9 protein-coding genes and 1 pseudogene are annotated in these 13,175 nt (G+C 38.8%); 7 read left to right on the top strand and 3 right to left on the bottom strand.

Annotated features, from left to right (window positions below):
* Nucleotides 1-116 precede the first annotated feature (116 nt).
* Both cysS and AAFX60_008940 read left to right on the top strand, forming a co-directional pair.
* Nucleotides 117-1,502 (top strand): cysteine--tRNA ligase, encoded by a 1,386-nt coding sequence (gene cysS, locus AAFX60_008945; GenBank protein XDF76879.1) that lies wholly within the window; start codon nt 117-119, stop codon nt 1,500-1,502.
* Nucleotides 1,503-1,583: 81 nt separating this feature from the next.
* Nucleotides 1,584-2,162, top strand: coding sequence for a thymidine kinase (locus tag AAFX60_008940; GenBank protein XDF76878.1), 579 nt, complete (start codon nt 1,584-1,586; stop codon nt 2,160-2,162).
* Nucleotides 2,163-2,248: 86 nt separating this feature from the next.
* Here AAFX60_008940 and AAFX60_008935 read toward each other — a convergent pair whose 3' ends face one another.
* Nucleotides 2,249-4,786 carry a glycosyl hydrolase family 18 protein gene (locus AAFX60_008935; protein ID XDF76877.1) on the bottom strand — a complete coding sequence of 846 codons (2,538 nt, stop codon included), beginning with the start codon at nt 4,784-4,786 and terminating at the stop codon, nt 2,249-2,251.
* A gap of 614 nt (nt 4,787-5,400) precedes the next feature.
* On the opposite strand from AAFX60_008935, the gene AAFX60_008930 reads away from it, so the two are divergent.
* From AAFX60_008930 to oppF, 5 genes and pseudogenes are all read left to right on the top strand, one after another.
* Nucleotides 5,401-7,065 carry an ABC transporter substrate-binding protein gene (locus AAFX60_008930; GenBank protein XDF76876.1) on the top strand — a complete coding sequence of 555 codons (1,665 nt, stop codon included), beginning with the start codon at nt 5,401-5,403 and terminating at the stop codon, nt 7,063-7,065.
* Between the two features lie 105 nt (nt 7,066-7,170).
* Nucleotides 7,171-8,090, top strand: a pseudogene (gene oppB, locus AAFX60_008925) (oligopeptide ABC transporter permease OppB).
* Nucleotides 8,091-8,104: 14 nt separating this feature from the next.
* Nucleotides 8,105-9,007, top strand: coding sequence for an oligopeptide ABC transporter permease OppC (oppC, locus tag AAFX60_008920; GenBank protein ID XDF76875.1), 903 nt, complete (start codon nt 8,105-8,107; stop codon nt 9,005-9,007).
* A 50-nt stretch (nt 9,008-9,057) separates the two neighbouring features.
* Nucleotides 9,058-10,023, top strand: a complete 966-nt coding sequence (locus tag AAFX60_008915; GenBank protein XDF76874.1) for an ABC transporter ATP-binding protein — start codon at nt 9,058-9,060, stop codon at nt 10,021-10,023.
* Entirely contained in the window at nt 10,023-11,018 is a 996-nt protein-coding gene (gene oppF, locus AAFX60_008910) for a murein tripeptide/oligopeptide ABC transporter ATP binding protein OppF (GenBank protein XDF76873.1), read from the top strand. Before AAFX60_008915 ends, oppF begins: the two co-directional genes overlap by 1 nt.
* Nucleotides 11,019-11,122: 104 nt before the next feature.
* Here the strand turns inward: oppF and AAFX60_008905 are convergent, their stop codons facing one another.
* Together AAFX60_008905 and pflA are read right to left on the bottom strand one after the other, a co-directional pair.
* Complete coding sequence (locus AAFX60_008905; protein XDF76872.1) at nt 11,123-12,271, bottom strand: cupin domain-containing protein; 1,149 nt, start codon at nt 12,269-12,271, stop codon at nt 11,123-11,125.
* Nucleotides 12,272-12,336: 65 nt separating this feature from the next.
* Nucleotides 12,337-13,074, bottom strand: coding sequence for a pyruvate formate lyase 1-activating protein (gene pflA / locus AAFX60_008900; GenBank protein ID XDF76871.1), 738 nt, complete (start codon nt 13,072-13,074; stop codon nt 12,337-12,339).
* Nucleotides 13,075-13,175: the final 101 nt, after the last annotated feature.

Here is a 13,175-nt window from a genome sequence, read left to right as displayed (position 1 = left end):
TTTGATTTTACCTAAGATTAATCAGAATCTACAGGGAATTTTCTTGCTATCAGCACTTAATATAGGTCTAATAGCTTATATATATCCTTTAAACAAATAATGAGTAAAAAAAGAGCATGTTGAAAATATATAACTCACTTACACGTCAAAAAGAAGAATTTAAGCCAATTACCGAAGGTAAAGTCGGTATGTATGTGTGTGGGGTTACCATTTACGATTTGTGTCATATCGGTCACGGTCGTACATTTGTCTCTTTTGATGTTATTTCTCGTTATTTACGTTTTCTTGGTTACGATTTAACTTTTGTTCGTAACATCACAGATATTGATGACAAAATCATTAAACGTGCCGCTGAAAATGGTGAAACATGTGATGCATTAACTGAGCGTTTGATTGCTGACATGCATGCTGATTTTGATGCGTTAAACATGAAACGCCCAGATGTGGAACCTCGTGCAACAGAGTACATTAAAGAAATCATTGCATTGGTTGAGCGATTAATTGAGCGTGGCTTTGCTTATGTGGCATCGAATGGCGATGTAATGTTCGAAGTGAAAAAATACGATGAATATGGTCGTCTTTCTCGTCAAGATCTTGAGCAACTTCAAGCTGGTTCCCGTGTTACATTAGAAGAAGCAAGTGTAAAACGTAGCGGAATGGATTTTGTTTTATGGAAGATGTCAAAACCAGGTGAACCAACATGGGAATCTCCATGGGGACCAGGCCGTCCAGGTTGGCACATTGAATGTTCAGCAATGAACTCATCTATTCTTGGTGATCATTTTGATATTCACGGTGGTGGTTCTGATTTGATGTTCCCGCACCATGAAAATGAAATTGCTCAATCTTGCTGCGCACATGATACACCATACGTAAATACTTGGATGCACAGTGGAATGGTGATGGTTGATCGTGAGAAAATGTCTAAGTCATTAGGTAATTTCTTTACTATTCGTGACGTTCTTGCTCATTACGATTCAGAAACGGTTCGTTATTTCTTAATGTCTGGTCACTACCGTAGCCAATTAAACTACAGTGAAGAGAATCTAAATCAAGCTCGTGCATCACTAGAGCGTTTATACACATCGCTACGTGGTCTTGATCTATCAGTGACTCCTGCTGGTGGTGAAGAGTTTGTTGGTCGTTTCTCTACAGCGATGAATGATGATTTTAATACACCAGAAGCGTATTCAGTATTATTTGAAATGGCTCGCGAAGTGAACCGTCTTAAAACTGAAAATATAGATACTGCATCTAAATTAGGTGCATTAATGCGTGAACTAGCTGATGTATTAGGTTTATTATCACAAGAGCCTGAAGCATTCTTACAAGGTGGAAGCAGCAATGATGATGTTGCGGAAATCGAAGCGTTAATTAAAGCGCGTAATGATGCTCGTGCAGCAAAAGATTGGGCAGCAGCAGATGCCGCTCGTGATGCGATTGCTGCATTAAATATTGTATTAGAAGATGGCCCTGAAGGAACAACGTGGCGTCGTAAGTAATACAAACAGTTTTATATAAAGGGCTGGTATTTCCAGCCTTTTTTATTACCAAATTTTTAAACTTTAATAGAGGACACATTTGTGGCACAAATGTATTTTTATTACTCTGCAATGAATGCAGGGAAATCAACAACACTTCTTCAATCATCATTTAACTATCAAGAACGCGGTATGAATCCTGCTATTTTTACGGCAGCGATTGATGATCGTTATGGTGTTGGTAAAGTAAGTTCTCGAATTGGTTTACATGCAGAAGCACACTTGTTTAATAAAGAAACGAATGTATTCGATGCAATTAAAGAGTTGCATGAAGCAGAAAAACTTCATTGTGTTTTAATTGATGAATGTCAGTTTTTAACGAAAGAACAAGTATATCAACTGACAGAAGTCGTTGATAAATTAAATATCCCAGCACTTTGTTATGGCTTACGAACTGACTTTTTAGGAGAGCTATTTGAGGGAAGTAAATATTTACTTTCTTGGGCTGATAAATTGGTTGAACTAAAAACCATTTGCCACTGTGGACGTAAAGCAAACATGGTGATTCGTACGGATGAGCATGGTGTAGCTATTGCGGATGGGGATCAAGTTGCTATCGGTGGTAATGAGCTGTACGTTTCAGTATGTCGACGCCATTATAAAGAAGCGCTAGGTAAATAGAGTTTACTTAATTAGCTTGTACGGTTTGAAAAGAAAGACCAAGTTCAGATAAATGAGCTTGGTCTTTTTATTTTTAAATGAAAGGATTAGTTACAAGTAGAAATACCGACTTCTTTCCATACTCCCCATTCACCAGATTTTGATGGTTCATCACCTTTTGTCCACCATTTCGCTTCCCATACTTTACCAGCTTGAGAAACTTGGTCACCTCCAGTATAGACTGCTGAAGCATCCCATGCGTTATCACAAGTTACTGGTGGATCACCAGCATCTTTAAGTACAGTAACAGTAACATTTGCTGTGTCTGATGCTTGAGCATCATTTGCTGTGACAGAGAAAGTAAAAGGTGTATCAACAGGGTAAGAGGCCGCTGTAAAGGTAACCTGAGAACCAACAACAGTTGCATCAACACCTGCAGGAACTACCCATGTGAATGTTAACGGATCATTCTCTGCATCAGTTGATGTGGATGCATCAAGCGTAACCACATCGCCTTTATTTACTGATGTTGGAGCAACAATAACGGCTACTGGTGGGTTATTTACCGGTTCTGTTCCTTCAACGGTTACTGATACTGCGACTGAATCAGATGCAGTAGCCCCTTTATCGTCTGTTACTTTTAGTATGAATTGAAGTGTTTCAGATTGAGTAAAAGTATCAGTAGCAAAGCTTGGGTTAACTGAATCTGCGCCAATTAGTGTTACGTTAGGTCCAGAAACTTGTGTCCATGCATAAGAAACAATCGAACCATCGCTATCCGAGGATAATGAACCGTCAAGTTGTACAGATGCAGGTGCAATAACTGAAACATCTACACCAGCATTAGCGACAGGTTTTTTGTTTGCAGGAGGCGTAACTGTACCATCACCAGCAAGACCTTCTTGCATTGCATTTAGAATGTCACCATTGTCAGCATCGATTTCCCATGCAAATAGACCACCTAAGCCTAATGAACGAACATAGTCCCCTTTAGCTAAAATCGATCTTTTATTGTCATAAGTAACTAAATCACCATTGCTTGGATCATAAGCGTAAGCCGCTTGAGCTACTTCATCATAACCAACTTCAACACCAGCTTTATCTACGTAGCGAGTTACCACATCTTTATAATCGATAACGCCAGCTTCCCATGAACCTGCCACTTTACCGTTACCAACACCTGTCATAGGATTTGTTGGATCTGTCATACTTTCGCGTGTAACACCTGTCCAACCACGTGCATACATAGCAGCACCAACAACCAGCTTCTTAGCATCAACACCTTGAGCTAATAACAAATCGATCGCATTACTTGTTGTGTATGCAGGTCCTTTTCTCGGTTCACCTTTATCATCAAGACCAGTACCGTCACATTCACCTTGAGACATATGTGAGCCACAATTCAGTGCAGTTTGGTGACCTACAACGTTATTCCAACCGCCGTAGAAGTCGTATGTCATTGCAAAGATATAGTCCATGTATTGTGATGCAGCAGCGTAGTCAACATCTTCAATTTTGTCATAACCAGCACCAATTGCTGATGTTAGCTCATAGGTTTTTCCTGTTTCAGCACTTAATTCATCAAGCATAGCTCTTAGCTCTTGCATTAATGCAACATAAGCAGGGCCGTCATTTACAGGATCACCACCAGTAGCACTTGCACCGTCGCCACCAGGGAATTCCCAGTCAATATCTACACCATCATAAAACTTCCATGTTTTAAGAAACTTTTTAACTGAAGCAACGAAAATATCTCGTTTTGATTTATCAACAAAATCGTAGAAAGGGTCAGATAATGTCCAGCCACCAATCGATGGAACAATTTTTAGGTCTGGATAGCGTTGCTTAAGTGCCATCATTTGGCCGTAAGTTCCTTTATAAGGAGTACTATGAACGTGACCAGATTGTGGTTGTGGCATTTGAACCGCTGCCCATGGATCATGAATAACTACTTCGTAATCAGGAGTACCTGCACACGCACGGTTAAGAGCTGCTAGGCTGTTTCCATTTTCAATCTCTCCTAACGATGGGTTAGGGCCACAAATTGGAATGAAACCATAAAGTATATGAGTTAAGTTTTGCGCGGGGATTTGGTCTACAGCAAATTTACGTCCATAAACTCCCCATTCAACAAAATAGGCACCTGAAACCATACCCGCCGGTGTAGTGTAATTACCGTTTGCTGGGTCGACATTCATTGGCAATGGATCTAAATGGCTGCCGTCAGTATCTGCTACTACAATTGATTTTGCAGCACTAGTGCTACATTCTTCAGTTGTACCTGAGCCATTACAAAGCTGCACCGTCATTTCATACTGGCCACCTTGACGAACCTGTAGAGTTGTTGACGCTTTTTGTGAAGCCGCAGGAGAAACACTTTCTTCATGAACAACAACACCATTTAATAGCACACGCCATTTTTCAGCAGGCTCTCCAGACCAACGATCCCATGTAACAGGAACTTCAGCAAAATCTTTTACTGTTACCAGACTTTTGTATGAGGTGGCTGCTTGATCGATCTCAATAATAGAAAAATCAGTTTCCATCCAAGAGATGATCGCTTGCCCTGGAGCCGCCGCAAAAGTTGGGGCTGAAAGGGCAAGAGTTACGGCTGCTGAGCACAGTCCAAGTTTCTTTTTAAACATAAATAACATCCTTGATAAATTAATCCAAGTTGGATTACTGCTGAAATTACAGCATCCATATTATCTTTGTTTATAATTTATAAATTGCCAGAAGAAGTGCTTAGTTTGGCATCAACCTTAGGTATTCACATGTTTTAAATGCAATTACAAAAAAAGAATGTTGGACTGCCCTAAAGAATGTCATTTTTTTATTGCTTTATAAAAATAGATGTTTATTTGTGCTTTGAATTTAGTTTTTAAGGTTTTTTGTTTAAAATCTCATCGATATTATATTTTTTTGTTGCGAAATTGTTGGATTAATATGTGGCTTATTGATGAGAAACTAGACAAAATAGTAGGGGATTCTACCTTTATTAAGCTTTGTATTCGTTCAATCCATAAAGGATAAATAATCTGGTTAATTATTCGGTTATTTGTGATGATTTTAAAAATTATCGGGTGTTTTGTGACAAAAATGTGGCAAATTACTTCAATGATTGATAATGTTGCCCACAATTCTTCGAAGGATTTAATCTTTTTTAGGCGTATTTAACGTTTTTTAGATTTAAATGATTGGCGAGTCGTTTTGCCCGAAGAATGTCATGGATGCAAATTGAATGTATTGGAGTTAATGCATGTATAAGAATAAAATTACACAAGCGATTTTGCTTGGTGGCCTGTCACTAGCACTTGCTGGCTGTGGAGATAAAACCGCAGAGCAACCTGTCAAACAAACGAAACCTGCTGAAAAACCTGAATCAACTGAAGTCGTATATGCAGATGTACAAGAGTTGGTTCGTGGTAATGGTACTGAGGTTGCGACTTTAGACCCTCATAAATCCCAAGGTGTTCCTGAATCTCACGTTATCCGTGATCTATTAGAAGGTCTTGTAAATCAAGATGCTGACGGTAATACGATCCCAGGTGTTGCAGAAAGTTGGGAAACAACAGATAACAAAAAATTTGTATTCCATTTACGTAAAGATGCTAAATGGTCAAATGGTGATCCTGTAACTGCTGATGATTTTGTATACAGTTTCCAAAGAGCAGTCGATCCAATGACAGCATCACCATACTCTTGGTATATGGAATATACTAAGATGGCAAATGCAAAAGACATTGTTGCTGGTAAGAAAGATAAGAGTGAACTTGGCGTTAAAGCGATTGATGCTCATACTCTAGAAGTTCAACTTGAGACTGCTGTTCCTTATTTCGTAAAAATGATGGGCCACACGACAGTGAAGCCTGTTCATAAAGCAACAATTGAAAAATTTGGAGATCAATGGACTAAACCAGGTAATTTTGTTGGTAATGGTGCATTCGTTGTTAATGACTGGGTTGTAAATGAACGCCTAGAACTTGTTCGTAATGAACAATACTGGGACAACAAAGATACTAAATTAACTAAGGTTACGTTCTTACCTATCGAAAATCAGGTTTCAGAAATGAACCGCTTCTTATCTGGAGAGTTAGACTTTACTAATGAACTTCCAGTTGAACACTTTAAACGTCTACAAAAAGAAGAACCTGATTCAGTTTCTGTTGTAGGTAGCTTATGTACTTACTACTACTCGTTTAATACTAAGAAAAAACCGTTTGATGATGTTCGTGTCCGTAAAGCGATTTCTTACGCTATTGACCGTTCTATTGTTTCCGACGTAATTCTAGGTCAAGGCCAAAAACCAGCTTATTTCTTAACACCTGAGATTACTGCTGGCTTCAATCCTGAACTTCCTGCTTATGGCAAAATGACTCAAGATGAACGTAATGCAGAAGCAAAACGTTTATTAACAGAAGCGGGCTTTGGTCCTGAGAATCCACTTAAATTTACACTGCTGTACAACACTTCTGAAAACCATAAGAAGATCGCTGTGGCAGCTGGCTCTATGTGGAAAAAGACACTTGGGCTAGAAGTTGTTTTAGAAAACCAAGAGTGGAAAACATACCTAGATTCTAAAGATCAAGGTCAGTTTGAAGTGGCTCGTGCGGGTTGGTGTGGCGATTATAATGAAGCCTCAGCTTTCCTAACATTAATGGTAAGTAAAAATACGACTGGTGGCCAACATTACGGTAGTGCAGAGTATGATGCATTGATTGAAAAAGCATTAGCATCAACTTCTGAAGAAGAGCGTAATGCTATCTATTTAGAAGCAGAGAAACTACTAGCTAAAGATATGCCGATTGCTCCTATCTATCAGTATGTTAAATCTCGTTTATTATCCCCACAAGTAGGTGGCTTCCCAACGGGCAATGCGGAAGAAAAAATCTACTCGAAAGATCTATATATTAAAGCTAAGTAATTATTAGCAAAATAAAATTATAAAAAATGTCACTACACGCAGGATCGCGTGTAGTGACTAGATCCATCTTTTAATATTTTTTGTCACAGACTGGAAGAGTGAATTATGTTTCAATTCATTATCAAACGGATACTTGAAGCAATTCCAACAATGTTGGTTTTGATCACCATTTCTTTTTTCTTAATGAGATTTGCCCCTGGCAATCCATTTTCAACAGAACGCCCACTTCCTCCGGAAGTTATGGCGAATATCAATGCAAAATACGGTTTAGATAAACCGGTATTTGAACAATATACGACTTATCTTGGTAATATCCTACAAGGTGATTTCGGTCCTTCATTTAAATATCAAGATTATACAGTAAATGAATTGGTTGAAGCAGCATTACCAGTGTCAGCTAAAGTTGGTTTTTTTGCGTTTATTTTTACGGTGATACTTGGGGTTACTGTCGGTACCTTAGCCGCATTAAGGCAAAATACATGGCTTGATTATACGATTATGTCCACCGCCATGGTGGGGGTGGTGATGCCATCCTTTGTATTGGCCCCAGCACTGATTTATCTCTTTTCTATTGAGCTTGGCTGGTTCCCTGCTGGTGGCTGGCATGATGGCTCATTTAAATACATGTTCTTACCAATTCTAGGTATGTCATTCCTTTATGTTGCGACTTTTGCTCGTATTACTCGTGGTAGCATGATTGAAACATTAAACAGTAACTTTATTCGAACTGCTCGTGCGAAGGGATTAAGTTATCGCTACATTATTATTAAACATGCACTAAAGCCTGCAATGTTACCTGTTGTTTCTTATATGGGACCAGCATTTGTCGGCATTATTACCGGTTCTGTTGTTATTGAAACGATTTTTGGTCTACCTGGAATTGGTAAGCTTTTCGTCAATGCAGCATTTAACCGTGATTATTCGTTAGTAATGGGGTAACCATTCTGATTGGTTTCCTATTTATCTTATTCAACGCAATTGTTGATGTATTACTAGCAATTATCGACCCGAAAATTCGTTATTAATAGGGAATGGACGCATGTTAACGAAAAAAGAAAATTTAGAAGCGATTGAAAAATTCTCTGAAAGTTTGGAGATTGAGGGTCGCAGTCTATGGCAAGACGCACGAATCCGCTTTATGCGAAACAAAGCGGCAATGATCAGTTTGTTTATTCTTACATTGATGACTTTGGCTGTAATTTTCCTGCCGATGTTTAGTCAATATGCTTATGATGATACGGATTGGTATGCACTACACCAAGGTCCAAGCATGTCACACTTATTTGGAACGGACAGCTTAGGTCGTGATTTATTTGTTCGTACCTTAGTTGGCGGACGAATTTCATTGATGGTTGGTATTCTAGGTGCATTAGTTGCTGTACTAATTGGAACGCTTTACGGAGCAACATCTGGCTTTGTTGGTGGTAAAGTTGACCGAGTAATGATGCGTTTTATTGAAATCCTATACGCTGTGCCTTTTATGTTTTTGGTTATCGTATTAGTAACATTTTTTGGGCGTAATATCGTTCTTATCTTTGTTGCTATTGGTGCAATTGCTTGGCTTGATATGGCTCGTATTGTTCGTGGTCAAACACTTAGCTTACGTAGTAAAGAGTTTATTGAAGCAGCACACGTGTGTGGTGTGAGTAAGTGGGGCATCATCACTCGTCATATCGTACCAAACGTACTAGGTATTGTTGCTGTTTATTCAACATTACTTATCCCGAGTATGATCCTAACTGAATCTTTCCTATCTTTCCTTGGTCTAGGTGTTCAAGAGCCGATGACTAGTTGGGGCGCCTTACTTCAAGAAGGTTCTCAAACTATGGAAGTGGCAATTTGGCAGTTAACTTTCCCAGCTTTATTTATGGTCGTTACCTTGTTCTGCTTTAACTATGTAGGTGATGGTTTACGTGATGCGCTGGATCCAAAAGACAGATAATCCTCTGTGTGGACAGTTAATTATTAAACAAATTTGAGCAGGAAAGAATTATGAGTTTATTAGATGTAAAAGATCTGCGAGTAGAGTTCACCACACAAGATGGTAATGTAACGGCAGTAAATGATTTAAACTTCTCACTAAAACAAGGTGAGACATTAGGTATTGTTGGTGAATCAGGTTCAGGTAAATCACAAACTGTATTTGCCTTAATGGGATTATTAGCTAAAAACGGTATTATTACTGGTAGCGCAAAATTTGAAGGAAAAGAGATCCTTAACCTTCCAGAAAAAGAACTGAACAGTATTCGTGCTGAACAGATGGCGATGATCTTCCAAGATCCAATGACGTCACTTAACCCATACATGAAAGTAAGTGAGCAATTAATGGAAGTGCTCATGCTACATAAAGGCATGGGTAAAGCAGAAGCATTTGAAGAGTCTGTTCGAATGTTAGAAGCGGTTAAAATACCAGAAGCTCGTAAACGTATTACAATGTACCCACATGAATTTTCGGGTGGTATGCGCCAGCGTGTGATGATTGCGATGGCATTGCTTTGTCGTCCGAAACTCCTTATTGCTGATGAACCAACTACCGCGTTAGATGTAACGGTACAAGCACAAATAATGGAATTATTGAATGAGCTGAAAAGTGAATTTAATACAGCGATTATTATGATTACTCACGATCTTGGTGTTGTTGCTGGTTCTTGTGACAAAGTGCTTGTTATGTATGCTGGTCGTACAATGGAATACGGCACAGTAAATGAAATATTTTACGAACCAAGCCACCCTTATGCTGAGGGGTTATTAAAAGCGATTCCTCGTTTAGATACGGAAGGGGAAATCTTACCGACTATTCCAGGTAACCCACCCAATTTACTCCGTTTACCTACCGGCTGTCCTTACCAAGAACGATGTCATCGTGTTATGGACCGTTGTAAGCAAGAAGCTCCGATCTTATTGCCGTTTGGTCAAGATCGTTTACGTGCTTGTTTTTCTGATCAGGAGACGTGGTAATGTCAGCAGATAAAAATTTAATTCTAGATGTAAAGAACCTTAAAGTGCATTTTAGTATTGCAGCGAAATCAGTATGGCCTTGGGCTAAACCTGCAAACTTAAAAGCGGTTGATGGTGTTAACGTTCGTTTGTATGAAGGTGAAACACTGGGTGTTGTTGGTGAATCTGGTTGTGGTAAATCAACCTTTGCTCGTGCCATTATTGGTTTAGTTGAAGCGACAGATGGTGAAGTAGTTTGGTTAGGAGAAGATCTGACTAAATTAGAAGATGAACCACTTCGTCAAAAGCGCAAAGAAATACAAATGATATTCCAAGATCCTTTGGCATCATTAAATCCTCGTATGACAGTTGGTGATATTATTGCTGAGCCATTACAAACTTTTTATCCAAAGTTAACAAAAGATGAAGTGAAGGATAGAGTTAAAGAGATGATGGCTAAGGTGGGATTATTACCTAATGTGATAAACCGTTATCCTCATGAATTTTCTGGCGGACAATGTCAGCGTATTGGTATTGCACGAGCGCTTATTTTAAAACCTAAGATGATCATTTGTGATGAGCCAGTATCGGCTTTGGATGTATCAATTCAAGCACAGGTAGTCAACTTACTTAAAGAGCTTCAAAAAGAACTTGGTTTAAGCTTAGTCTTTATTGCTCATGATTTATCGGTTGTGAAGCATATTTCAGATCGTGTTCTAGTTATGTATTTAGGTAACGAAGTTGAACTTGGTGAGTCTGACGCGTTATTTAGTAATCCTAAACACCCTTATACAAAAGCCTTGATGTCAGCCGTTCCAATTCCTGATCCAAAGCTAGAAAGAGCAAAAACGATTGAAATGCTAGAAGGGGATTTACCATCTCCAATCAATCCACCATCTGGATGTGTGTTCCGTACACGTTGTCCTCAAGCAACAGATGCATGTGCAGAAACAAAGCCTGAACTAAAAGGCAACGATGTACATGCAGTATCGTGTTTGGCGGTAACAGACATTTAATAAAAACCCATCATAATATTTATGATGGGTTAAAAAATGTATTTAAATTCAGCCTGTGACAGGCTTAAGCGCGATAGGCAATTTATATCGCGCTTTTTTTGTAGCTATTCCGCGTAAAAATAACCGATATTTACCAGTTGAAGTAAATTAGCGACTGAATGAGGGTCTAGTAAAAGCTGTTCAATATTGTTCAGTGTTACCTTATTAGCTTCACATAATGTAACCACATCATTTTTCATTTTTAATGGGAAAACATAACTTTCACCATCAATAAAAAGAGTCATGTTTTCTTCACATGATTCTACTTCATGGTAAAACGAGCGGACGCCTGCTACTTTGATCAATGCTTGACCTGAATGTAAGTAATTAAGCAACTCTTCAGTTGTCCACTTTTCAGAATCTGGAATGATATTTAAATGATGGCGAGAGTTACTTAAGTACTCTCCCATAAACTGCTTTAGCGTTTGTTCATCTGACATTGCGTTTAACATCATCGCTTTTAAGTCTGCAAAGCTTCTTGTTGTGATTTCGCTACCATGACTTTGTGTCGAGAGTTCAGGGTTATGATAATGAACATCACCTTTTTCATTTTCAATAATGAAGTCAGCAAAATTACTGATTAACTCTTGTTCTTTTGGAGAACGAAAACCTGCTGAATAACTCATAGATGGCTCTAAGGCGTAGCCATCATGTGGGAAGCCTGGTGGAATATAAAGAATGTCACCAGGCTCTAGAATTTGATCGATAATCGGTTCAAATCCAGTAATTTGTTTCAATGCAGAATGTCTATGTTCTTCTTGATATTCACCGATATCGCCAACACGCCAATGACGTTTTCCCTGACCTTGAATGATAAATACATCATATTGATCAATATGTGGACCAACACCGCCATGAGGCACTGAGTAGCTGATCATGATGTCATCAAATAACCAATTGGGCATTTGTTTAAAAGGCTTGAACAATTCTGCTGCGCCTTCGTGCCAGTGATTAGCTGCTTGGACGATAATAGACCAATTGGTCTCTCCAAGAGTTTCATAAAGCTCTTCAGATAAAGGCCCGTGCTCTGCTTTCCATTCGTTATTAGCGTTAGAAATGAATCGAGAATCGACGTCGTTTTCTAAGGTCAGTCCTGCTAGTTCTTCTGGAGTAACAGGATCTTGAAAGTTCTCAAATCCGCCTTTGATGATCACAGGTTTCTTTTGCCAATACTCAGATAGGAACTCTTGTAGCGAAAAACTTAATTGGTACATTATTTTTTCCAATAAAAATGCCCGAAGATCGGGCATTGGTGTTGCTTAAAAAGGGAACGACGTAATTAATATTTTACGTTGTTGTGGTATTGGCTTAGGATTTCGACCATTTTTTCCATCGTTTCTTTTGATGGTGGATTAACGCCTTCAAGAGGGTAGTCATGGCCTAAAGCTTCCCATTTATGGGCACCTAATTTGTGGTACGGAAGTAATTCTATTTTTTCAATGTTATTCATATCTTTAATAAAATCACCTAGAAGGTGTGCCGATTCTTCGTCATCAGTATAGCCAGGAACAATAACGTAACGGATCCATGTTTTTTGGCCAATCTTATGAAGGTAACGTGCAAAATCAAGAACTCGAGTATTTGATACACCAATGAATTCTTTATGGACGTCATCTTTCATCTGTTTTAGATCAAGCATAACAAGATCTGATGCTTCTAAAACTTCATCAATCACATCAGTGTGTTTACGAATATACCCATTGGTATCTAAACAAGTATGGATGCCTTCTGCTTGAGCTGCACGGAAAAAATCACGTACAAATTCAGGTTGTAACATTGCTTCACCGCCTGAACAAGTAATACCGCCTCCTGAGGCTTTCATAAAGTGACGATAGCTTTTTGCTTCTTCAATCAATTCAGCAACAGTCACTTCTTTACCATCATGTGTATCCCAAGTATCACGGTTGTGGCAATACATACAACGCATTAAACAGCCTTGCAAGAAAACAATAAAGCGAATACCAGGACCATCAACAGTTCCACATGTTTCAAAAGAGTGAATACGACCTACAGACATGACGACATTTCTCCGAACTATAATTATGGGGTTATTTTATTATAAAAGCGGTCAATTAAGTAGTAATGAAGAAGAGAAAGGGGAGATAAACTTTAATTTAA

Origin of the sequence: Aliivibrio fischeri, assembly GCA_038993745.2 — a bacterium.
Lineage (GTDB): Bacteria > Pseudomonadota > Gammaproteobacteria > Enterobacterales > Vibrionaceae > Aliivibrio > Aliivibrio fischeri_B.
The sequence above is the reverse complement of the archived record's forward strand: the minus strand, read 5'-3'. Positions and strand labels throughout refer to the sequence as shown.

Excerpts from the sequence above, each read along its gene's own strand:
- cysS (XDF76879.1), top strand. The coding sequence starts at position 117 with ATGTTGAAAATATATAACTCACTTACACGTCAAAAAGAAGAATTTAAG.
- AAFX60_008935 (XDF76877.1), bottom strand. The coding sequence starts at position 4,786 with ATGTTTAAAAAGAAACTTGGACTGTGCTCAGCAGCCGTAACTCTTGCC.
- AAFX60_008930 (XDF76876.1), top strand. The coding sequence starts at position 5,401 with ATGTATAAGAATAAAATTACACAAGCGATTTTGCTTGGTGGCCTGTCA.
- oppC (XDF76875.1), top strand. The coding sequence starts at position 8,105 with ATGTTAACGAAAAAAGAAAATTTAGAAGCGATTGAAAAATTCTCTGAA.
- AAFX60_008915 (XDF76874.1), top strand. The coding sequence starts at position 9,058 with ATGAGTTTATTAGATGTAAAAGATCTGCGAGTAGAGTTCACCACACAA.
- oppF (XDF76873.1), top strand. The coding sequence starts at position 10,023 with ATGTCAGCAGATAAAAATTTAATTCTAGATGTAAAGAACCTTAAAGTG.
- AAFX60_008905 (XDF76872.1), bottom strand. The coding sequence starts at position 12,271 with ATGTACCAATTAAGTTTTTCGCTACAAGAGTTCCTATCTGAGTATTGG.
- pflA (XDF76871.1), bottom strand. The coding sequence starts at position 13,074 with ATGTCTGTAGGTCGTATTCACTCTTTTGAAACATGTGGAACTGTTGAT.